General features: G+C 47.8%; 20 protein-coding genes and 1 pseudogene. 14 read left to right on the top strand and 7 right to left on the bottom strand.

Annotated features, from left to right (window positions below; genetic code table 11):
- Positions 1-7: 7 nt before the first annotated feature.
- Positions 8-931, bottom strand: a complete 924-nt coding sequence (gene cdaA, locus RIE73_RS37885; protein ID WP_446406082.1) for a diadenylate cyclase CdaA — start codon at positions 929-931, stop codon at positions 8-10.
- Positions 932-1,092: 161 nt separating this feature from the next.
- On the bottom strand, positions 1,093-2,502 hold the full coding sequence (lysA, locus tag RIE73_RS37890) for a diaminopimelate decarboxylase (RefSeq protein ID WP_446406099.1): 1,410 nt from the start codon (positions 2,500-2,502) through the stop codon (positions 1,093-1,095).
- A 78-nt stretch (positions 2,503-2,580) separates the two neighbouring features.
- Between lysA and rimI the strand changes: the two genes are divergently transcribed.
- The 3 genes from rimI to RIE73_RS37905 all read left to right on the top strand — a co-directional run bounded on the left by rimI (position 2,581) and on the right by RIE73_RS37905 (position 6,479).
- Positions 2,581-3,216 (top strand): ribosomal protein S18-alanine N-acetyltransferase, encoded by a 636-nt coding sequence (rimI, locus tag RIE73_RS37895; RefSeq protein ID WP_446406100.1) that lies wholly within the window; start codon positions 2,581-2,583, stop codon positions 3,214-3,216.
- Between the two features lie 283 nt (positions 3,217-3,499).
- Entirely contained in the window at positions 3,500-5,974 is a 2,475-nt protein-coding gene (locus RIE73_RS37900; RefSeq protein WP_446406083.1) for an ATP-dependent Clp protease ATP-binding subunit, read from the top strand.
- Positions 5,975-6,080: 106 nt separating this feature from the next.
- Complete coding sequence (locus tag RIE73_RS37905; RefSeq protein ID WP_446406084.1) at positions 6,081-6,479, top strand: ExbD/TolR family protein; 399 nt, start codon at positions 6,081-6,083, stop codon at positions 6,477-6,479.
- Between the two features lie 1,443 nt (positions 6,480-7,922).
- On the opposite strand, the pseudogene RIE73_RS37910 reads toward RIE73_RS37905, so the two are convergent.
- Positions 7,923-8,438 (bottom strand): annotated as a pseudogene (locus RIE73_RS37910) (CIS tube protein); the annotation flags it as partial.
- 472 nt (positions 8,439-8,910) lie between these two features.
- On the opposite strand from RIE73_RS37910, the gene RIE73_RS37915 reads away from it, so the two are divergent.
- The 11 genes from RIE73_RS37915 (at position 8,911) to RIE73_RS37965 (ending at position 17,015) form a co-directional block, all read left to right on the top strand.
- The gene (locus RIE73_RS37915; RefSeq protein WP_446406085.1) at positions 8,911-9,111 is read left to right on the top strand and encodes a hypothetical protein; all 201 of its coding nucleotides are present in this window, start codon (positions 8,911-8,913) and stop codon (positions 9,109-9,111) included.
- A 219-nt stretch (positions 9,112-9,330) separates the two neighbouring features.
- Positions 9,331-11,052 (top strand): phage tail sheath family protein, encoded by a 1,722-nt coding sequence (locus tag RIE73_RS37920; protein ID WP_446406086.1) that lies wholly within the window; start codon positions 9,331-9,333, stop codon positions 11,050-11,052.
- A gap of 450 nt (positions 11,053-11,502) precedes the next feature.
- Complete coding sequence (locus tag RIE73_RS37925; protein WP_446406087.1) at positions 11,503-11,991, top strand: phage tail protein; 489 nt, start codon at positions 11,503-11,505, stop codon at positions 11,989-11,991.
- Between the two features lie 68 nt (positions 11,992-12,059).
- Positions 12,060-12,548, top strand: a complete 489-nt coding sequence (locus tag RIE73_RS37930; protein ID WP_446406088.1) for a phage tail protein — start codon at positions 12,060-12,062, stop codon at positions 12,546-12,548.
- A 122-nt stretch (positions 12,549-12,670) separates the two neighbouring features.
- A complete protein-coding gene (locus RIE73_RS37935) occupies positions 12,671-13,165 on the top strand; it encodes a phage tail protein (protein ID WP_446406089.1) in 495 nt (164 codons plus the stop codon).
- The gene (locus RIE73_RS37940; protein ID WP_446406090.1) at positions 13,162-13,515 is read left to right on the top strand and encodes a hypothetical protein; all 354 of its coding nucleotides are present in this window, start codon (positions 13,162-13,164) and stop codon (positions 13,513-13,515) included. The genes RIE73_RS37935 and RIE73_RS37940 overlap by 4 nt, the downstream gene beginning before the upstream one ends.
- Before the next feature lie 187 nt (positions 13,516-13,702).
- Entirely contained in the window at positions 13,703-14,026 is a 324-nt protein-coding gene (locus RIE73_RS37945) for a hypothetical protein (protein ID WP_446406091.1), read from the top strand.
- 8 nt (positions 14,027-14,034) lie between these two features.
- Positions 14,035-14,169 carry a DUF6760 family protein gene (locus RIE73_RS37950; RefSeq protein ID WP_446398688.1) on the top strand — a complete coding sequence of 45 codons (135 nt, stop codon included), beginning with the start codon at positions 14,035-14,037 and terminating at the stop codon, positions 14,167-14,169.
- A gap of 180 nt (positions 14,170-14,349) precedes the next feature.
- A complete protein-coding gene (locus RIE73_RS37955) occupies positions 14,350-15,381 on the top strand; it encodes a fused MFS/spermidine synthase (RefSeq protein WP_446406092.1) in 1,032 nt (343 codons plus the stop codon).
- Positions 15,378-16,721 (top strand): DUF4255 domain-containing protein, encoded by a 1,344-nt coding sequence (locus RIE73_RS37960; RefSeq protein ID WP_446406093.1) that lies wholly within the window; start codon positions 15,378-15,380, stop codon positions 16,719-16,721. The genes RIE73_RS37955 and RIE73_RS37960 overlap by 4 nt, the downstream gene beginning before the upstream one ends.
- Positions 16,722-16,793: 72 nt before the next feature.
- Positions 16,794-17,015 carry a hypothetical protein gene (locus RIE73_RS37965; protein ID WP_446406094.1) on the top strand — a complete coding sequence of 74 codons (222 nt, stop codon included), beginning with the start codon at positions 16,794-16,796 and terminating at the stop codon, positions 17,013-17,015.
- 66 nt (positions 17,016-17,081) lie between these two features.
- On the opposite strand, the gene RIE73_RS37970 is transcribed toward RIE73_RS37965, so the two are convergent.
- From RIE73_RS37970 to RIE73_RS37985, 4 genes are all read right to left on the bottom strand, one after another.
- Entirely contained in the window at positions 17,082-17,645 is a 564-nt protein-coding gene (locus tag RIE73_RS37970; protein WP_446406095.1) for a Uma2 family endonuclease, read from the bottom strand.
- A 74-nt stretch (positions 17,646-17,719) separates the two neighbouring features.
- Entirely contained in the window at positions 17,720-19,366 is a 1,647-nt protein-coding gene (locus RIE73_RS37975; RefSeq protein ID WP_446406096.1) for a SpoIID/LytB domain-containing protein, read from the bottom strand.
- Between the two features lie 139 nt (positions 19,367-19,505).
- Positions 19,506-19,646: a hypothetical protein gene (locus tag RIE73_RS37980; RefSeq protein WP_446406097.1), complete on the bottom strand. Its 141-nt coding sequence runs from the start codon at positions 19,644-19,646 to the stop codon at positions 19,506-19,508.
- A partial coding sequence (locus RIE73_RS37985; RefSeq protein ID WP_446406098.1) for a hybrid sensor histidine kinase/response regulator occupies positions 19,630-22,184 on the bottom strand: 2,555 nt, incomplete at its 5' end. The genes RIE73_RS37985 and RIE73_RS37980, both read right to left, overlap by 17 nt.

Here is a 22,184-nt window from a genome sequence, read left to right on the forward strand (position 1 = left end):
ATAATAGTCATTTCTTTTTGCGGGACGTGGATGACGGCAGACGAAGTAAACGTGAAATGAGTAGCCGTCCTTGAGACTTCACTTGGCGACCTAAACTGCGTAAACCGGGAGCAACTGCCTCACGGTCAACCACCGTTGAAAATCGAGCCTCTAACAGTTCTTTGAGTTTACTACTGGTTAAGGGTCGATTGAGTCCACCGCGTTCTGCTAATGAGATAGAACCCGTTTCCTCTGATACAACGATACAAAGGCAATTTTCGACTCGCTCCGTAATGCCCATCGCGGCTCGATGGCGCGTGCCAAGCTGTCGTGAGGCAGTTCGCTCTGACAGAGGTAAAATCACGCCTGCTGCAGCTACGCGAGACCCCCGAATTAATATAGCCCCATCATGGAGTAAGGTGGTCGTCTGGAAGATGGTTTGCAGCAGTTCTTTCGACAGTTCAGCATTCAACTGTACCCCCGGCACAGAAAAATCTCGCTCGTCAATGGTGCCATTGGTCTCCATAATCATCAATGCGCCAATCCGATTTTGGGATAATTCTTTAACCGCATCGACAATTTCATCTATAACGCTATCTGCTTTAGGGATAGGGCGGCGTTGGGATTGAAATAACTGCATAATTTCCCCCCGCCCGACTTGTTCGAGAAAGCGGCGAAATTCTGACTGAAAGATGACAGCCATCGCCACAGCCGAACCAACCACCAATTTTTCTAACACGAAACTCAACAGGGTCAATCCTAGTCGATTACTGACCGCTGCCGCTAGCATCAAGACGATTAGCCCTCGAACCATCCATAAGGTACGACGCTCTCCGATAATGAGGAGAACCATATAGGTGAGGGCTAGAACCAATCCGACATCAATGCTGTGCAGCAATAAGGATTGAACCCAGCCAGAGTCAGGAAAAGAACCCGACGACGACGCAGGCATTGAACTTAATTAAACGTTTAGCAACTGAGAGGGTGACTCTGGCTTGATTGTAACGAGATTAAGTAGGGAGTTGTCATTTGTCATTTGTCATTCGTTATTCGTCCTGGGCTCCCCCATCTTCCAGACGTAGCATGCTACGTCTCTACATGGCTCCCTAATCCCTAATCCTGAGATACCAGTCGTTTCGGTAAATGATCGAAGCGGATTAAGTCTTGATAGGTTTCTCGCTGCACAATTAATTCAGCCGTTCCATCCTTCACTAACACCGCTGCGGGTCGAGGTACACGATTATAGTTAGACGCCATGCTGTAGTTGTATGCCCCGGTTCCCATAATCACCAGCAGATCCCCTGGCTGGGTTTCGGGTAATTGGGCATCTTTGAGTAAAATATCCCCGGATTCGCAATGTTTACCCGCAATCGTGACGGTTTCGGTTATCGGTGCTGACATACGGTTAGCTACCACCGGACGATAAACCGATTGATAGGTAATCGGACGGGGATTATCGGACATCCCCCCATCAACCGCCAGATAGGTTCGCGTTTGGGGGATCACCTTGCGACTGCCGATGGTATACGCCGTTACACAAGCCGGTCCAATAATCGATCGCCCGGGTTCGGATAATAACCGGGGTAAGGGTAACTGCTGCTGGTTACAGGCATTAACCACGGCTTCACAAACGCCCTTAACCCAAGCCTCTATCGTGGGGGGATCATCGTCTTCGGTATAGCGAATTCCTAAACCGCCGCCGACATTCAGTTCTTGAATGGATAGATTGAACTGAGCGGCTTTCTGGAGATAATCGACCAAGACAGCCCCGAGGTCTTTGTGGGGTTGACGCTCAAAAATCTGTGAGCCAATGTGAGCGTGTAACCCAATACAGTCGAGAATAGGGTTTTGGCTAATGAAGGTAAAAACGTTATCTAGCGTGTGGGGATCAAAACCAAACTTGCTATCTAGGTGTCCTGTGCGAATGTAGTCATGGGTGTGACACTCGATCCCCGGGGTAATCCGAATCATGATCCGCACCTGGGTATCCGGAGAGGTTTTTTGTGCCAAATCTGCCAGAGTTTCTAACTCCAACTGATTATCCACTACAATCGTGCATTGGTTTTCAATCGCAAGCTGGAGTTCAGCGATAGATTTGTTATTGCCGTGGAAATATAACTTATCGGCTGGGACTCCGGCTTCTAATGCCGTGTAGAGTTCGCCTCCGGAGACAACATCGATACCCAAACCTTCCGATGCCGCGATCGCACAAACGGCTAAACAATTCCAGGCTTTTGAGGCATACAGCACTAGGGTATCACCGGGATAATAACGAGCAAAAGCATCCCGATACTGGCGGCAAGCCGTTCTTACTGTGACTTCATCTAAGATATAGAGGGGAGAACCAAATTCCTCGATTAAATCTTTAACATCACACCCCCCAATTTCCAGACAATCCTGGCTGTTAACCGTCGCTGTAAGCGGCAACAGTTCTTGATTCGGGGAGCGACTATCGGGATTAGCATTCGCGGCAAGATATCGCTGTCCAGAGTTTTGCACCTGAGTGGAGTCAGTCAATAGCATAATGTCGTGATTATCTTTGCGATGAATATGGGCAGGTACACCAAAAGCGTCCGTTAGTTTAGTGTACAATTGAGTGCTGTGACTGTCTTAGAGATCAAGCCGCTAACCACAGCACAACTGAATGCGGCGGTGGATCTGGATCAAGTATGTTTTGGCGGGCTGTGGACGCGATCGGGCTACGAACGTGAGTTAAATAGCCCGAATAGTCAATTACTGGTTTTAGAAGCCCACAACGGTTGGGATAAGCGACCATGGGGTTGCCATTCAGATGGGGTTATGCCAAAAAATCCACCGGGGGAAAATTTACCCACGTCCCCCCCTTTACCGAATGGCTTAGTGGGTTTAGGTTGTTACTGGTCAATTCTGGAGGAAGCGCATATTACGATTTTGGCGGTGCATCCCAACTACCAACATCAGGGACTGGGGCAATTTTTACTGTATGCCTTACTCAAGGACGCGAAACAGCGTCAGTTGGAGTGGGCAACCTTAGAAGTCAAACCCTCGAATCACGCCGCCCTGTCTCTCTATCAAAAGTTTGATTTTATTCCAGCCGGACGACGTCGAGGATATTACCAAGATACGGGTGAAGATGCCCTAATTCTGTGGCGCAAAGGGTTACAACAACCGGAATTTGAGCAAATCCTGCAAGAACGCTATGAACAAATCGTCTCCCGCTTAACCCGTCAGGGTTGGCAACTATTTAGTTATCTGTGATTGGTCAAATAACAGGTAATAGGCAATAGGCAATAGGCAATAGGCAATAGGCAATAGGCAATAGAAATTTTGTCTCCTAGCTCCCCCATCTCCCCCATCTCCCCCAGCTTCCCCAGCTCCCCCAGCTTCCCCAGCTCCCCCAGCTCCCCCAGCTTCCCCAGCTCCCCCAGCTCCCCCAGCTTCCCCAAAAAAATAGACAGGTTGTCGTATAAGAGACAGCCTGACAAGTCTCCTATGCTAGAATCAGCGTACACGGGCACGCAACAGGTGATGGAAATACGCCATGTTTGAACGCTTTACAGAAAAAGCCATTAAGGTGATCATGCTAGCCCAGGAAGAGGCACGTCGCTTAGGGCATAATTTTGTCGGCACGGAGCAAATCCTTCTGGGTTTAATCGGGGAGGGAACTGGCGTCGCCGCCAAAGTTCTCAAGTCGATGGGTGTCAATCTTAAAGATGCCCGGATTGAAGTTGAAAAAATCATTGGGAGAGGTTCCGGCTTTGTCGCTGTGGAAATACCCTTTACTCCCAGGGCAAAACGAGTCTTAGAATTATCGCTCGAAGAAGCCCGCCAACTGGGTCATAACTATATCGGAACTGAGCATTTACTGCTAGGTTTGATCCGGGAAGGCGAAGGAGTGGCGGCACGAGTTTTGGAAAATCTGGGTGTAGACCTAACCAAGGTGAGAACTCAAGTCATCCGGATGCTGGGCGAGACGGCAGAAGTCACCAGTGGCGCATCTTCGGGTCGCACGAAAACACCAACTCTGGACGAATTTGGTAGCAATTTAACCCAATTGGCAGGTGAAGGGAAACTTGATCCGGTAGTGGGACGCGCTAAAGAAATTGAGCGCGTTATCCAAATATTGGGACGCCGCACCAAAAATAACCCGGTATTAATCGGGGAACCAGGGGTGGGAAAAACGGCGATCGCTGAAGGATTGGCGCAGCGAATTGCCAATGGCGATATCCCAGATATTTTAGAAGAAAAGCGCGTCGTTACCCTGGACATCGGGCTACTGGTGGCGGGAACGAAGTATCGGGGTGAGTTTGAAGAACGCCTCAAGAAAATCATGGATGAAATTCGTCAAGCTGCCAATGTCATTTTGGTGATTGATGAGGTTCATACGTTGATTGGTGCAGGTGCGGCGGAAGGGGCTATTGATGCCGCCAATATCCTGAAACCCGCTTTAGCTAGGGGCGAACTTCAATGTATTGGGGCGACTACTCTGGATGAGTATCGGAAACATATTGAACGGGATGCGGCATTAGAACGACGCTTCCAACCCGTAATGGTAGGTGAACCCTCTGTTGAAGAGACGATTGAGATCTTGTACGGGTTGCGCGAACGGTATGAACAGCATCACAAGCTGAAAATTTTAGATGAAGCCCTGGATGCAGCGGCGAAACTGTCCGATCGCTATATCTCGGATCGCTATTTACCCGATAAGGCGATTGACTTGATTGATGAAGCCGGTAGCCGGGTGCGTTTAATCAACTCCCAACTTCCCCCAGCGGCGAAGGAATTAGATAAGGAACTGCGCCAAGTCCTTAAGGAAAAAGACGACGCCGTGCGATCGCAAGACTTTGACCGGGCGGGGGAACTGCGCGATCGGGAAATGGAAATTAAGGGCGAAATTCGGGCGATCGCTCAAAATAAAAAGGCGGAAGCCGGAACGGATGATTCCCCCGTTGTGAATGAGGAAGATATCGCCCATATTGTCGCCTCTTGGACGGGTGTCCCGGTTAGCAAGCTGACTGAATCCGAATCCGAGAAGCTGCTGCACATGGAAGATACGCTGCATCAGCGCCTCATCGGTCAGGAAGATGCGGTGAAAGCGGTATCACGGGCGATTCGACGGGCAAGGGTTGGTTTGAAGAACCCCAACCGTCCCATTGCTAGTTTTGTCTTCTCTGGTCCTACCGGGGTGGGTAAAACGGAGTTAGCCAAATCCTTGGCGGCTTATTTTTTCGGGTCAGAAGAGGCGATGATTCGCTTGGATATGTCCGAGTACATGGAACGCCATACCGTCAGTAAGTTGATTGGTTCGCCTCCCGGGTACGTCGGTTATAACGAAGGGGGTCAGCTAACTGAAGCAGTACGCCGTCGTCCTTACACGGTGGTGCTATTCGACGAAATCGAAAAAGCCCATCCCGATGTGTTTAACATGCTGCTGCAAATCCTGGAAGACGGGCGTCTTACGGATGCGAAAGGACGGACAGTGGACTTTAAGAACACCCTATTAATCATGACCTCTAATATTGGGTCGAAGGTGATTGAAAAAGGTGGCGGTGGTTTAGGCTTCGAGTTAAGCGACAACGAAGCCGAATCCCAGTACAACCGCATCCGTTCTTTGGTCAACGAGGAACTCAAGCAGTACTTCCGTCCGGAATTCCTCAACCGTTTGGATGAGATTATTGTCTTCCGTCAGCTTACCAAAGACGAGATCAAGGAAATCTGCGACATCCTACTGCGGGAAGTCTTCAAGCGTCTCACAGAACAAGGAATTGCCTTGGAAGTCACCGATCGCTTCAAAGAACGGTTGGTGGAAGAAGGGTACAGTCCAGCTTACGGCGCAAGACCCCTACGTCGGGCAATCATGCGCTTGTTAGAAGACGTATTAGCAGAAGAAATCCTGGCGACTCGCCTGCAAGAAGGAGACAGTGCGATCGTCGATGTGGATGAAGAGGGCAAAGTGAAAGTTATTCCTGGAGAACCTGGGGAACAACGGGAACTTTTGCCTCAAGGTGCTGAATAATCCAATTGATTCATAATTCCCATTGAACGGTAGAGAAGGTTAGCCTTTTCTACCGTTTTTGTCGCAGAAGGCAGAAGGCAGAAGGCAGAAGGCAGAAGGTTGAGTTATGCGTCTACCTGATGATTCAGAAACACCATTCCAGATTAATATTGTGCCAATGATTGATGCAATATTCGCAATCTTGGCATTTTTTATCATTTCAACCCTTTATTTAACCCGATCTGAAGGATTACCAGTTAATTTACCCACAGCGATCACCGCCGAGAGTCAGGTACAAGACCGAATAATTACGGTCACGATTCAGGCAAATGGAGCGATTTTTGTTAACCAGGAACCGATTGAATTATCACAACTCGAAGCCGGGATAGAGTCATTAGTGACGGCGGATTCTCCATTCTTGGTGATTCTTAATGCTGATGAAAATGTCCCTCATGGTCGAGTCGTTAGCGCGATGGATCGCTTACGCTTAGTCGAAGGCATTCGTTTAGCGATCGCGACGCAGTAGAGGCAATCAGATAAGCAGTTCAGCATTTAAACCTTAATATCTATAATGACAAAATCCTTGTAGTGCGAGCATCTTGCTCGCTACTAAGTAGGTTGGTGGAAATAAACTTAACTAGATTAAGTTATGTAAACAAGCCTCAAACCCTTACTGTTCCCTGTTCCCTGTTCCCTTTTCCCTAATCTCCACCGCTAACTTTAATTGTGTCCACCTACTGAATACCCAATTTAAATAGAATGGTACTGAAAATTTACATTTTGGGAGCGCCAAAACCTTGATATACCGTAGGGTGGGCATTGCCCACCAACCTTACAGCACTTTCTAACACGGTGTAGTGGCGTGGCACACCTTATTTAATCAATTAGAATTACGCCCGGAAACTGTAGGGGCGCAAAGACTTGCGCCCGATTCAATGGTCAAATCTATTCCACAATTTTAGCCGTGTCAAACCAGTAGTACAGTAACGATGAGACAGTGCTTCTCTACTCTTAGAAACTGTGTATCACATCGAGTCTGAAAATGCTGTAAGAAGCTTGACATTCAATTTAAATACATGACAGCTTATTTGTTTCATGATGTTCATTCTTCCAGTTGAGAAGCAGCATCAGAGGCTTGAGAAGCCGCTTGGGATGCTGCATCAGAAGCTTGAGAAGCCGCTTGGGATGCGGTATCAGCCGCCTGAGACGCCGTATCCGAAACTTGAGAAGCCGCTTGAGACGCCGCATCAGAGGCTTGAGAAGCAGCTTGGGATGCGGTATCAGCCGCCTGGGATGCTGCATCAGAGGCTTGGGAAGCCGCTTGAGACGCCGCATCAGAGGCTTGAGAAGCAGCTTGGGATGCCGCATCAGAGGCTTGAGAAGCAGCATCAGAGGCTTGGGAAGCCGCTTGGGATGCGGTATCAGCCGCCTGAGAAGCAGCATCAGAAACTTGAGAAGCCGCTTGAGACGCCGCATCAGAAGCTTGAGAAGCAGCTTGGGATGCGGTATCAGCCGCCTGGGATGCTGCATCAGAAGCTTGAGAAGCCGCTTGGGATGCGGTATCAGCCGCCTGAGACGCCGTATCCGAAACTTGAGAAGCCGCTTGAGACGCCGTATCAGACACTTGAGAAGCCGCTTGAGACGCCGCATCAGAGGCTTGGGAAGCTGCTTGGGATGCGGTATCAGCAGCTTGAGACGCCGTATCCGAAACTTGGGAAGCAGCCTGAGACGCCGCATCGGAGGCTTGAGAAGCAGCTTGGGATGCGGTATCAGCCGCCTGGGACGCTGCATCAGACACTTGGGAAGCCGCTTGAGACGCCGCATCAGAGGCTTGGGAAGTCGCTTGGGACGCTGCATTAGCTGCACCTCCTAAAGCTCCCGTAGTCGGTGAACTTGCCGATGGTGCTGCTGGAGGCGAAGGACTTAACGTTGGAGAACTCGCGCCAGAGCCTGATTTAAGCCGAGCCTTACGACTGGACAAGCTATCTTGTTGGCGTTGACTGGCACTGGATGTAGGTGCAGACATACCCGGTTGAGATGTAGACTCATCAATCTCTTCTAACGTCAAGTTAATCTTGGCGCGTACTGGTGTCCCATCTGGCAGAAACATCGTCAGATTGTAATCCAGCTTGGTAACAAAGCAGCGAATATACTTTTGAGACCCCCAGGTAAACACATAGGTTGGTGGGCGTTTCTCTCGACCTGCTCCTGACTCGGCAAAATCAACCGCTTTTTGAAATGATTTGATGTGTTTTAGGACACTTTCCCCTTGCTCGTAGGTATCAAAAATCAGGTCATTGATGGTGAGGATAACGGGTTCAGGATAGGCAAAGTTAACTTTAGGCAATCCCCTGCCTGTCCTCGCTCCACTACTTTTGGTAAGATTAATTTGCTGATTGAACGCCAACTGATTGGGATTAAACATAAATTCAATAGTTCCGCCACCGTCGGTTGAAATCAGTTGCGCTTTGACCAGTTGTGACATGACCGGAGTCCTCTAACAGCGTTTTATGCAATCCTCCATTATTTATCCCCAACTTTCACAACTCTCCACAGAGGCGAATGGTATCCGTTATACACTGAACAAATACCTAGGGGGATGTATGGGGGCAACCCACTCCTTTCAATGAACAACTAGAATCCATTCCCCGGTTTTGGGTTGTCTTTGAGTTAAATCCCTACACGGCTCTATCAATAGTTCACTCAGTCTCCAACATTCAGATTTTTTACTTTTCTTTACGATTTAAGCTGAATTAAGCTAAAAAATGCTAAACCACAATCATAGCCCACAATCGGGCAAACTCCTCAAATCGGCAACAGCCAACCTAAAGATTTTTTAAGATTTAATTTATAATTTGTAAAGATATTTATGGCAAAATTTCGACCCTAGTCTAATAAAATAGCAAAAGTTAGCCTCTCTCATTACGCTTATCCGTATAGCTTAATCACGGACTTCTATGATCACGGCTGTTGCCCCAACCTTGGCAAATATCTTATCTGAGGGAAATTCCCGGATTTGCAGAACGCTATTTCTTGTAACCCAATGGATCTATACTGCTTTAGATAAGCAACGGTTGTTCGATGAGAACTTAACGGGGCTAGAGGGTCATCGCTGGTTGCGACAAAAGGGAATGACTCCTGTACGAACAGGTTCTTGACATGCTATGACTGAAAGATATTATTCAGAGATTGGCTACAGCCAGCAGCATTACGGAATGGATTAGGGATTCCGCCACGTCCAGTTTTGTCGGTGTGGACGCTTGTTCCCTGCAATCTGCACAGAAAACCCCCTCTGTCAACCCCTTATAGAATTTGACACTCTCAGGTTTTTTTCTGTGGGCTGATTTAAATCCTAACTAAATGGAGGAATATGACTCATGCCATTAGATTATTTTGCACCAGGAGTCTACGTTGAAGAGGTAGACCGAGGCAGTCGCCCGATTGAGGGCATTAGTATGAGTGTCGCCGGGTTCATTGGGTTTACCGAGGATGTACGCGGTGATGCCGAATTATTCAAACCCATGCTGATTACCACTTGGGATCAGTATTTGCAGTCCTTTGCCAAAGAAGGGTCTGATGGGTTCACGGACTTCGACGCCTATTTACCCTTTGCGGTTCAAGGGTGGTTCCTCAATGGTGGGGGTCGCTGTTGGGTAACCAGTATTGGTACAAAACTACCGGGTGCTGAACCGCCGCCAATCGAGCAAACGGGGACTAAGATTCTCACCGCCGGAAATCGCCCCTCTTTACAATTCATGATTAAGCCGGCTGAATCTGAATCTGAAGAAGGGGGAGCCTTAGCGCTACCGGGTGGCGATGAACCCCGGCTGCGGGTGGTGATTCAAGAAAGTACACCGAAACCCTTACCGGAAGACGCGCCAGATGATGCTGAACCCCCCTACAACACGGGTGAATTCTTTGACCTGATTGTGGCACGGGGCGAAGAGGAATTGGAACGGTATGAACACCTGACGATGAATCCGGAAGCGGAAACCCAGGTGGCTGATTATGTCGTTACCGCCGTTGAAGATTCGGAATTTATCCAGGCGGTTGACATATCCCAAAGCGGACAACCCTTGTCACGGCGACCCATGCAGGGAGCGTATGAGATTACACCGCCCCCCTACATTTCTGACCGAGAACACTTTGCCCGTGATTTACAAGGACAACGGGATGACCGCACCGGGACACAGGGGATTTTTGAAATTGATGAAGTCGCCATGATTGCTTGTCCTGACTTGATGAAAGTGTATCAAGAAGGATTGATGAACTTAGAGCAAGTTCACGGTGTCATGGAAATGATGCTGAGTATGTGCGAGAATTCCTTCCCTGGTCCCGCCTACCGGATGGCGGTTCTTGATGCACCGCCGGTCAAGCCGACGAAAGGAGATAACCCGGTTTCGGCTGACCAGCAGAAGCCGCAAGATATCGCCGCTTGGTTAAAACTGTTTAACCGCCGTTCCATGTTTGGCGCTCTCTACTATCCTTGGATTAAAGTGGCGAATCCTCGCAATGGTGGACGCCCGATGTATGTCCCCCCCTGTGGTCACATGATGGGGATTTGGTGTCGCACGGATGAAACACGCGGCGTGTTCAAAGCACCCGCGAACGAAACACCGCGCGGTGTAACAGGTTTAGCCTATGACACCAATATGCGGGAACAGGAACTGTTGAACCCGATGGGGATTAACTGTATCCGCAATTTCGCCAATTACAACCGAGGCTTTAAAGTTTGGGGCGCTCGCACGTTGGTAGAACCGGATAACGTGCAATGGCGTTATATCAGTGTCCGCCGCTTACTCAGCTACATTGAGAAATCCATTGAAATTGGTACTCAGTGGGTGGTGTTCGAGCCAAATGACCAAATTCTCTGGGCGCGGGTACGCCGCACGGTTAGCAATTTCTTAGAACGGTTATGGCGTGAGGGTGCATTATTTGGGTCTTCGCCGGGGGAATCGTTCTACGTTAAGTGCGATGCGGACATCAACACCCATGAGACGATTATGCTGGGTCGTCTCTATGTAGAAGTTGGTGTTTGTCCAGTACGTCCGGCTGAATTTGTGATCTTCCGGATTAGTCAGTGGGCACCGAATCAATAGGTGACAACCTGAACTCCCTACCCAAGCAATCGCCTTCGGTAGGGATTAAAACGCCATTTAGGGGCGACCCGCTTGGATTAATGGACAACTCTAGAAACAGGGCGGGTTTAGTCACATTGAGGTGCAACCGAAAAGATAGTAGTAAAACCCGCTCCTACATCGGGTCGCCCTGAATTCAGGCAAAGTAAACAGTTGTAACGGAAAAGGGTTGAGAAACATACAATAAAAAGGGAAGGGAATTCGGATTTCATCGAACGCTTAACAGCAACTCACAGACCTTGACATTTTGTAATCGTTATGAGCAAAAATTTATGCTATAACAGAAGTCTCTATAATGTTCAAGCGTCTGATTAGATCTGGATAGTTTTGTCAATGTGTTAAGTTCTGTATCGGCAACACATTCAAACAAGTCACGGTTAACTCTTGACATGGCAATAAGGAGATAAAGATATGGCTGAGCTATTAAAACCCCTTGCCCCGAGTAGTTTTTTCTTAGATGTTGATGGCTTGGGTGAACTGGCGTTCAACAGCGTTAAAGTTCCTGAATACAAGCCGAAAGTAGCGGGTGAAGCCTCTGTAATCGGTTCCGGAAAAGACGGAAAATCAGAGCGGCAAGTTAACTCGGCTGGTTTTGAGGAAGTCGTTACCTTTGAGGCAGTCTGCATCTCTAGCCCTAGCCCCACCAGTGCTAGTGTGGTCATGTGGAAATGGTTCAAAGATTGTCTACCTCCCTCTGATGGCGGTAATGGGAAATGGGCTGATAGTAAAAAAACCGGCAGTATTTTTGCCTACGATAATGATGACAATATGGTCGCCCAGTGGGACTTCAAAGAAGCGTGGCCCCAGAAAATGAGCATTGCTGAATTGGATGTCAATGGCAAAGATTATCTGAAAGAAACCTGGACGCTCGTGTGCGAAAATTGCACTCGTGTGGTATAAACTGTCCGGGTTATTTGAACAACCAACAGCAAAAATCTACTGTAACGAATTAAGAAGGGAGTTGAATCATGCCGGATATTGAATATAACACTAACGCTTCTTTTTTCTGGGATTGCGATGGCATGGAGTTAGTCGTCGAAAAATGTACAATTCCTCCGATTGAAATGAAAGTGGCAGCAGGAAGCGGCGCCATTGGTTGCGGCAGAGATGGGAAAACCCAAACCCAAGCTACTCCGGGTACAGTCGAGTATGGGTCTGGTCTTAAAATCGAATACGTAGCCGGTAATGAAGCGGATCAACAAAAAGTAACCGATTGGTATAAGAAATGCCATCCCACCTCATTCTCAGGTGGAGCATCGGAGTCGAGGAAAAACCGCAAAACGGCTTCGTTATTCATTTACGATATGAATGGCAATATTGGGGCGCAGTACGATTTCATTGATTGCTTCCCCAGCAACCTTAACCAAACCAGTCAATTAGATGTGAGTAAGGCTGGAGAAATGGCTAAAGATACGATGGAGGTTCGATTCACGAAAATGGTACGGGCAGACGTGTAATGTGAGGATTGCCTCAATTCGTAATCCAGTTTCTTTGATCAACTGCCTGGGTGTTTCTTTGGAAAACACCGGGCAGTGTTTTGTCCATTTCAAGAAAATAGGAGTGGCAAAGGAGGTGAACAGTGGCAGAAGTTGAAATTCTGACGCGATCGCGCTTTTATTTAGAGTTAATCTTAGATGGGAGTAATGACTCTGTAGATGGTCTGTTTGAGGAATGTAAGGGCTTTAAAGCCACCCAGGACGTTGTTGAAGTCTGCGAGGTAACGCCGCAGAAGTGGGGAAAAAGTGGGAACGCTAGAGGGCGAGTGGTTCGCACTAAGGTTCCGGGTAATATGACCTACACCAATCTCACCTTGAAACGAGGCTTAAATATTTCCATGACCTTGTGGAATTGGCTAAATTCCGTGCAGGAAGGAGCGGATTGGGAAGATCAACGGCGTAATGGTGCATTAGTCATCTATGATACCTCATCCACAGAGCAGTTTCGATTTGAATTTAAAGGCGCGTGGCCCATTAGCTACCAAATTTCTGATTTAAATGTCAGAGGAGATGAGTATCAGGTTGAAGAAGTCGAGGTTGCTGTTGAACAGTTAAGACGGATTAAGCCAGGGACATGATTCAAACCGAGTTTGAATTTGATCTTCCCAAAGGGTATCTGGATGGGGAGGGAAACTTACACCGCAAAGGGGTAATGCGGTTAGCGCGGGCAATTGATGAAATCGTTCCCATGCGTGATCCGCGTGTGAAGTCTAATCCGGCTTATGCCACCGTGATTATTTTATCGCGAGTTATTTTGCGTTTGGGGGCGTTGGATGAAGTCACTCCCACGGTAATTGAAAATTTATTTGCCTGTGATCTCAATTATTTGCAACAATTTTATCGTCAAATTAACGAATTAGAATCTGATAATCAAGTCGAACAAAGTTCTAGTTTGTCGGCACAATCTGAATCAATATCATCTGACTAGAAGTGAGATAAAATTTATTTTTTTTCAAAGATAAATTTAAAAAAGCAGGTTTTGATACAGGTGGTTAAGTAAAGGGCGACCCGATCCAATTAAATGGATAAAGTTGTTGATTGATGCAGCGGGTCGCCCCTACAGGAAAACTAAAAAGACGAAGAACGAAGGGCAAATGACAAATGACAAATGACAAATGACAAATAACTATACCTATTTTGAATTTACTCTACCCAAAGGTTTTGTTGATACCAACGGCGGTATTCATCGCTATGGGATAATGCGTCTAGTCACCGGAAAAGATGAGATTGTAGTTCACAAAGATAGCCGGGTGCAGCAAGAATCTTACTACCGCATTTTGGTTATTTTGTCTAGAGCTATCACCCGTCTCGGCAACCTTTCTCCGGTTACACCAAAGCTATTAGAACAACTTTTTTTAGTAGACTTGATTTACTTACAGAACTTTTTCAATCATATCAATCAGCATCAGGGAGGATTAGCGCGATCGGGGGAATATTAGGCTACCCCTTGGATCGTTTATATCAAGAGGTAGCCTTAATTGCTTTTCACTTTCACTGGTCATTAGACGATATCTTAAACTTAGAACATGAAGAACGACTGCGCTGGGTTACAGAAATCCACAGATTCACCAAAAAAGGATAGCAGATTTGTTCACGGTTCATCGTTGATTGTTCATGGGAAAGCCTTTATTACCCCCTTTTGCCACGGCGATTGAAATCGCTGCTACACAAACCAAGTCCGCCTGCGCGGACTGGGTTATAAAGGGGGTAGCTAACCCGGATTTGGTATGACGAACGACGAATGACGAATGACTAATGACTAATGACTAATGACAAACGACTAGATTGGCTACAGGCGCAACCCGACGGATGTCTACTGTTTAAGCCATCCGGGGTTCACTTTGTCATGGTGGAAAAAAGCCAATCTATCATCCGAGTTGCCTTGATTGACCGGGATTATTTAACCTCAGATTTTGTCCAATCTCAGCTTGATTTTAAGAATCCGCTGAACTTAATCTCCCCTTACAGCCAAGCCATGCTACTCAGCTTAGTTTGGCAACCTCAACCTAAACGAGTCTATTGCGCTGGATTTGCTGGGGGTCGAATTCCGGTAGTTTTGCATCACTACTTTCCCCAGGTTCAGATTGAATGTACCGAAATTGAACCCCTTTTAATTGAGATTGCCAAAGACTTTTTTGGTGTCCCTTTTGATCAACGCCTCAAGGTTATCCTCCAAGATGGACGAGACTATCTCGCCAACCAAAACCCTGATGTTCGTTACGATATTATTTTCACCGATACCATTATCGGCAACGGTTACACGCCTTATCGGTTAGCCACTCAAGAATTTTATCAACTCTGCCAAAATCACTTGTCCGAGAATGGGATTTTGGCGGTTAATCTGTTTCAACGAGAACGGTTTTATGCTGACAAAGTAAAAACCATTCAAGCCGTATTTGCCCAGGTTTATCTTTGTCCCTTAGAGGTGGGGAATACCGTTGTACTGGCGACAAATAGTCCGCCGCTTCAGTTGCCGGAAATCCTGGAACGAATCCAAGTGTTGCAAAATGACCATCAATTTGCCTTCCTCTTGTCAGAAACCGCTGTTCAGGTAAAAATAGGGTCACAGTTGATTGAGTCTATCCCTGAGTTAGACCAAGCTCAAGTGCTTGTGGATACTGAGCCACCAGTTGGTTATTTTGATGATCTGCCTTCCTTTAATCCCTTATTTGCTCAAGGTGTTAGCACTCGCCCCTGTCCCTGTGGATCAGGTCAGTTATTTCAAGCGTGTCATGGCAGATTAAATTCTAACTGTCAATCGTCAACCGTGGAAACCTCTGAGTCATCATCATGAGTAATTCTCTAGCCATTGCTACCGTAACCGCCACTCTACAACGAATCGTACAGACGTCGATTCAGGATGATCTTAGTGGGGCGACGGTGACCACACTACGACCGAATGAAGTGGGAACAGCGACTCCCCAAGTGGGTGTGAATGTCTTTCTCTACCAGGTTCAGATTAACCATGCGTGGCGTCAACAGGCTGAAGTACAAGCCCGCAGTCGGAGAAACCCAGGTGCTAAGCGATCGCAAACTGCCCTAGACTTACATTACATGATCAGTTTCTACGGCAATGACAACGACTTACAACCGCAACGGTTGATGGGTAGTGTGATGGGTGGTCTTAACGACTGGCGTACTCTGAAAAAAGAGAGGATTGAGCGGACTCTCCATGATTCTACCTATCACTATTTATTAGAGTCTGACTTACCGGATCAGATCCAAGAAATCTCCCTGTGGCCCCTCGATTTGTCCCTAGAAGATTTATCCAAAGCCTGGTCAGCTTTTTTCCAAACCACTTACTTGTTATCGGTGGCGTATCGGGCTAGGGTAATTATGCTGGAAGGGCAAGAAGCTGGCAAGAGACCTTTGCCAGTACGCGCTCGTTCCTTAGATGGGATTGTTCCCTTTACCAATCAGCCTAAAATAGATCGGATCATTTCTCAAGCTGGACGATTGGAACCCATATTAGCTGACAGTACGGTGTTAATTCAAGGAAACCATTTAAAAAGCGATATCACCCAAGTTTGGATTGGGGAAATGGAAGTCACCCCCAGTGAAATTACCGATACCCAAATTGTATTACCCCTGTCCTCTATCCCTACTGATTCGTTACAGGCGGGAATGCATAGTCTGCAAGTGGTGCATCGTCTGGCAAAAGTGATGCCACCCACCTCGAGTAATGGTAATGGGGCGAGTCAGACAAGTGGGAATGGGGGTCAGATGCAAACGGTTAGTCAGCCGCAAAGCTTTGTTTCTAGTATTCAGTCGAATGTATCCCCGTTAGTGATTCGTCCCACGATTACCAAAACCACGGTGTCTAAAAAAGAGGTCGATGATGAAGATCTACGGTATGCGGAAGTACGGGTACGTTCCAATTTAACCGTAGGCAAAAAGCAGCGTGTCCTGTTAGCCCTGAATGAGATTGACACGAATCAACCGGCGGCTTATTTGTTTGAAGCGTCTCCTCGCCAAACGGATGTAATTTGGGTGTCTTTCCCGGTGGAACGGATGAAAGCAGGACGCTATTTAGTTCGCTTGTTGGTTGATGGTGCAGAAAGTCCGCTGATTGTGGATACTGAACCCGATAGTCCGACGTTTAATCAGTATGTGGGTCCGAGAATATCGATTTAAAGGGGTGATTGTTGATTGGTTTAGACATTCTAAATTTGTGCGAGTTGGTTATCCTTTATCGCGGAGAAGACGATGAACGAAGATTTTATCAGACAAAAACTTAATCAAGAGTTGGATTCAATTAGTATTAACAAGTTGACCCAATTGGGGAATCAAGCGGTTCAGTTGGGGCTAATTGCAGGTCATGGTTATCATAGGGGTAAATATGAAATTCTGCGTCAGGGTGAGGCGTTACTGATGTCGCCTGATGAAGCTCAAGGTTATTTGGAAAAGTTAATTCAGGACGTGACATGAAGGTTTGTAGTAGGCACTTTAGTGCCATAAGCGAGGCACATTTTGACGACAAACTCTCCTATATTCCTATTCTAATAACCAGGCAAATAGATCGCCTAACGTGAGTTGAAATTCACGGGCAAAAGCCGGAACCGGAAGCAACTCGTGGGGTTGATCAAACACTTGGGGTTGTTGCTGTGGCAAATAGACAAATACCGTCTGTTCATCTGGATCAATCAGCCAACCCATTTGGGTTTCATACTGAAGACTCCGCAGAATCTTTTTAATGACTTTCGTGGCGCTTTGATCAGGTGATAGGATTTCAATGAGCCAATCTGGTGCGATTTCAAATACATTGGCGATACGACCATTTTCCTGGCGAGGAATTCTTTCCCAGGTAAATACGGCTACATCTGGCACAATTGACTTCCCGCCAAATGTACATCGCAGTTCGGGGAAAGCGCGGGCAATTTTTTTAGGCTTAACGGTAGCATTAATTGAAATAATCAGTTCGCCTTGAATGGTACTATGTTCTCCCTGTGGCATCGGTTTTTGGATGATTTGACCGTCAATGTACTCCCTGGCTGGCTTGGTTTCGGGTAGCTTGAGAAACTCTGCCAGAGTCAAGGGTTTATTGGGTGTCTGTAACATTTTCAGTGACCTAGAGTTACATTGTAAGTTGATAGTCTTAGACGATCCCCACCGTTAACTTTAATTTCCCCCACCTACTTATTCCCCGGTTCTTGCCAAAAAACAATGGAATCACTTAAGGGTTGAACTTGAGTTCCTGGATAATAAAACTTGAGAATATCCTCCCCTGACCAACCGAGATTCGCTAAATTATAGGAACCATATTGGCTCAAACCCACGCCATGTCCAAAGCCGCCACCGACATAAGCATAGCCCTTAAGAATTTTATCCTCTTGATCACCACTGTAAAGGGGTTCTAGGTAAAACAGCGTACTGCGTGGTGGATAAAAGGCACTACGGATTTCATTTTTCTGGAGTTCAACCACACCCTTATCCGTTTGCACATTTAGCTGGAGAATGCGTCCGGCGGGCGATCGCTTGACGACTTGCATCTGTTGGATGGTGGTAAACTCGGCTAGGGGATGTTTGATTCGTTCCAGGTAGCGCCGCAAATCGCTCTGAATCTGTTCCAGGGAGTTTTCTACCCGCCACCGGAACGGGGATCGACCACTTTCATTGAACCCTTTTTTCAAGGTAATGAATTCGCGAAAGTGTTGTTCATTCCCTAAAGGCTTCTCCGATAAATCCCAAATCGGCTGGGGTGAGTCAATCACGGCTTTTAAATACGGACGTTCTGACCCATTCCAGGAATCACTAAAGGGTGCGGTGACACCGCCAGAGGTGGAGGAATATAAGGCGTCTACTAGCTCATTCTTATAGGTTAAGACTAACCCCTGAGTTTTGGCGATCGCACGGTCAGCCGTAGGAACGGTTCCTGTGAGTCCCCGATAGACTTGACAATGGGTATTGGCACAGAGTTGGTAATCATCAGCGGTAAATCGACGCAGATTGCGAAGGGCGTAGGTGCGAGCAATAATGGTTTGGGCTTCTACAGCAGCATAGGGGGCGCCAGGTCCAATTTCATGGGGGACAACACCGCGCAAATAGGTTTCCAAGGGAACGTCATTGACCAGGGTATACGTCCCGTAAGCATTGGGTTGGATTTTCAGACTCCCCCCATACAGACGCGGGTTGCGCCTATTTTCACCACGAGTGACCTGGATTAAATCATTCTCCGAGTCAATTTCGATCCATTGGCGATTATAGCGATAGCCATCGACCACAAACGAGACTCGCGGCACTTGGGGTAGGACTTGACTTTCCAGTCGAACCGTGTTAAATCCTTGAGCTTGCAAACTTTGTAGTAACAGGCGTCGCAGCAGGGGCGTCTGATAGACATCCCGTTTCGCCCAAACTTGCCATCGTTCCGGCTGTGCCACTTCCACCTGAATCCCCCGTGAACGCCATTGATTTGCCGCATCTTCGGCGGTTTCAAAGGTGGCGTGATCGCTGAGAACTAAATGTTCAGCTAAAAGGGGTTGGGATAAGGGTTGCGTCGCCACTTCCAGCGTCACCTGATCGGTTTCCAAGGTTTGGGGTTGCATATCTCCTGCCAAAAACCGCAAACTTAGGCTATCCCCAGGTGTGGCTTTCAGGGTGAGTTCGTCAGTGGGTTCTGAGCCAAACCGCTGCACTACACCCACTTTCAGATCGATATCCTCAGCTTGAGCTGGCATACTTCCAGAGAATCCCCAAAAACAGAAGGCGATCGCCCAGGCTTTCAGGACAGTGGGGATTGATGATTGGAGATGGGTGATGGAGGAAGAATTTCTGGTCTGCATGATACCAATTTACTTGGGTTGGTTGGGTTGAGGAACAGAACCCAACTGATTGTTTCAGTCTGGATACAGCAGTCAGGGCGGGTTTAGTTACATCCGGATACTTTCGTGAACGATAGTAGTATAGCGGTTGCGATTAAGGTTAGGACATAGTGAACGGCTGAAACGGCGAAGTATCAATAATCAACCTTCTGCCTTCTGCCTTCTGCCTTCTGCCTTCTGCCTTCTGCCTTCTGCCTTCTGCTATAAAACCCGCCCCTACACACTCACGCCTCACTACCACTAAACAAAACTTCACCCTGAATCATCCGTTGGGCGGCATCGAGTAGCACATCTTCCAGATAGGGTTTGGTAAAGTAACCACTCGCGCCAAGTTGTGCCGCCATTTGCCGATGTCGTTTTGCCCCACGCGAGGTGAGCATGGCAATGGGTAACTGGCTGAGATTCTCGTCTTTCTGGAGTCGAGAGAGGAGTTCCAATCCATCCATTCTCGGCATTTCGATATCGCAGAATATGATATCACAGGGTAAACCTGACCGCAGTTTATCCCAGGCTTCTTGACCATCGCGGGATTGTTCCACCCGATAACCCGCTTTGGAGAAGGTCATTGACAGGAGTTCCCGAACGGTAATCGAGTCATCCACAATCAGAACCAGTGGCTCATGGGGCGTTTCTGGGGCTTCCTCAATTCCTGCACCTTCGCTGTCCCCTCTCGACCAAATCGTCACGCTGTCTTTCCGCAGGCGTCCACTGGCGAGGTCAATCAGTTCTAACACATCAGCAATGGGCATGATCCGACCATCTCCTAAGACAGTCGCCCCAGCAATGCCAATGGGTTTAGGCGGAGGACCTTCGAGTTGTTTAATCACGATTTCCTGTTCACCTAAGACCTGATCCACTTCGATGGCAATGAATGTCCCAGAACTGCGTAGCACTACAATTGAGACGAGGTCGTCTTCTCGCTTACCCCCATAAACATTACCCCGACTAATTGAACGGTTGTAGGAGAGCAACTCACTCAGGGGTTGCACCGAGAGTAACGTGTCCCGCCAGGAGACCCCGACTTGACCGTTAGCATCTTTTTGTAAGCGATCCTGAGGCACATCAAACATATCTTCTACCCCATCCATGGGGAAGGCAATGCGAGCGCGATCGCTCAGACAACATAGGGCTTTACAAATACTCAGGGTTAAGGGGAGACGAATGGTAAAGGTTGTGCCTTTTCCTAACTGCGAATCAATGTAGATGGCACCCCGAATTTCGCTCAAACTGGTGCGAACCACATCCATCCCCACACCCCGTCCGGCGAATTCACTGGCTTCGTCTTTGGTACTAAAACCGGGGTGGAAGAGAAAGTCATATAACTCTGTATTGGTTAGGTTTTTCGCCTCGGCTGGGGTGAGTAGTTTCTTCTCAATTGCCTTACGTTTAATCCGTTCTGGGTCAATACCCGCGCCGTCGTCAGTAATGGCAATCACCGTTTGGTTTCCTTGGTGGAACGCTCGCAGGCTAATTTGACCCACAGCCGGTTTACCGATCGCTTGCCGTTCGTCTGGGGATTCAATGCCATGGGTCATGGCATTATTGACCAAGTGAGTTAAGGGATCATACAGGTGTTCCAGGATCATTTTGTCGAGCAAGGTTTCTCGACCGTCCACTTGCAGTTGGGCTTCCTTGTTTAACTTGATCGAAATTTCCCGCACCGGACGAGTTAAACGGTCAGCCGCATTCGCAAACGGTACCATGCGCGATCGCGTCAGTCCTTCTTGGAGTTGCGTGGTCACTTGTCGCAAGTTGCGAGCCACCTGATCGGTTTCATCGACCAAGAATTCCACATCAGACGCCGACTCCCGTACTTGCACGATTAACTCAATCATCTCTTGGGAGAGTAAATGGAAGCCAGTAAAGCGATCCATTTCCAAGGGATGATAGTCTTCAGGCGATTCAGAATCCGAATCCGAATCCGAATTTGTTGGTGCAGGTGCAGTATTCTCTGACCCAAATAAAGAACGAGAGCGCTGTTGACTTTGACTACTGGCTAACAGAGAACTTTCCAGCAGCGATCGCTCATACAAATCCCGCATCCGCGCCCCGACATCGCTCAACGCTGAGACTTGATGCTGTAAATTATCCAAGAATTGCCGCAGACGCTCTTGATCTTGTTCTAAGCTATTACGGCTGACGACCAGTTCTCCCACCAAGTTATTGAGACTATCCAGGTGCTTAACCGGAACTCGCATCGTCTGCTCAAATATCCGAGGCGGTCGCCGACTGGGTAAAGGGGCGGTTTGTCGTGAACCTGTATTGGTTGTGGTTGGACCTCCTATGGATTTATCAGCGTCCTGGAGGAGGGCTTCCAACTCTTGATCTAGGTCATCTTTAGTGTGAGATTGGGGAGTTTGAGCTACCTCTTGAGTTGCTTCCTGGTCGCCTAAGAGGGATTCTAAATCCTCCAACGACTCGGTTTGTGAGGGAGTATCAGCCAGCATTGCGTCTAAATCAGCAAACTCATCGCTGCTTTCACTGGGTAATGCGGCTGAGGTTTCCCCATCCAGCATGGCTTCTAAATCAGCAAACTCATCGCTGCTTGCACTGGGTAATGCGGCTGAGGTTTCCCCATCCAGCATGGCTTCTAAATCAGCAAACTCATCCCCGCTTTGTCGGGGTGCATCCAAATCCCATTCGGTTTCTGCCAGAGTTGCTGATGAAAAATCATCGTCAACCGTCGCTTCTTCTAGACTAAAAAGTTCGTTTAGGTCTTCGTCCGATGGGGTTTCTGGGATGTCCCAATCCCCAAACAGATCGGCGGCGCTGTCCGATG

The organism is Coleofasciculus sp. C1-SOL-03, from assembly GCF_040220555.1.
Taxonomy (GTDB): Bacteria; Cyanobacteriota; Cyanobacteriia; order Cyanobacteriales; family Coleofasciculaceae; genus Coleofasciculus.

Excerpts from the sequence above, each read along its gene's own strand:
- cdaA (WP_446406082.1), bottom strand. The coding sequence starts at position 931 with ATGCCTGCGTCGTCGTCGGGTTCTTTTCCTGACTCTGGCTGGGTTCAA.
- lysA (WP_446406099.1), bottom strand. The coding sequence starts at position 2,502 with ATGCTATTGACTGACTCCACTCAGGTGCAAAACTCTGGACAGCGATAT.
- RIE73_RS37900 (WP_446406083.1), top strand. The coding sequence starts at position 3,500 with ATGTTTGAACGCTTTACAGAAAAAGCCATTAAGGTGATCATGCTAGCC.
- RIE73_RS37905 (WP_446406084.1), top strand. The coding sequence starts at position 6,081 with ATGCGTCTACCTGATGATTCAGAAACACCATTCCAGATTAATATTGTG.
- RIE73_RS37915 (WP_446406085.1), top strand. The coding sequence starts at position 8,911 with ATGATCACGGCTGTTGCCCCAACCTTGGCAAATATCTTATCTGAGGGA.
- RIE73_RS37920 (WP_446406086.1), top strand. The coding sequence starts at position 9,331 with ATGCCATTAGATTATTTTGCACCAGGAGTCTACGTTGAAGAGGTAGAC.
- RIE73_RS37925 (WP_446406087.1), top strand. The coding sequence starts at position 11,503 with ATGGCTGAGCTATTAAAACCCCTTGCCCCGAGTAGTTTTTTCTTAGAT.
- RIE73_RS37930 (WP_446406088.1), top strand. The coding sequence starts at position 12,060 with ATGCCGGATATTGAATATAACACTAACGCTTCTTTTTTCTGGGATTGC.
- RIE73_RS37940 (WP_446406090.1), top strand. The coding sequence starts at position 13,162 with ATGATTCAAACCGAGTTTGAATTTGATCTTCCCAAAGGGTATCTGGAT.
- RIE73_RS37945 (WP_446406091.1), top strand. The coding sequence starts at position 13,703 with ATGACAAATAACTATACCTATTTTGAATTTACTCTACCCAAAGGTTTT.
- RIE73_RS37955 (WP_446406092.1), top strand. The coding sequence starts at position 14,350 with ATGACTAATGACAAACGACTAGATTGGCTACAGGCGCAACCCGACGGA.
- RIE73_RS37960 (WP_446406093.1), top strand. The coding sequence starts at position 15,378 with ATGAGTAATTCTCTAGCCATTGCTACCGTAACCGCCACTCTACAACGA.
- RIE73_RS37965 (WP_446406094.1), top strand. The coding sequence starts at position 16,794 with ATGAACGAAGATTTTATCAGACAAAAACTTAATCAAGAGTTGGATTCA.
- RIE73_RS37970 (WP_446406095.1), bottom strand. The coding sequence starts at position 17,645 with ATGTTACAGACACCCAATAAACCCTTGACTCTGGCAGAGTTTCTCAAG.
- RIE73_RS37975 (WP_446406096.1), bottom strand. The coding sequence starts at position 19,366 with ATGCAGACCAGAAATTCTTCCTCCATCACCCATCTCCAATCATCAATC.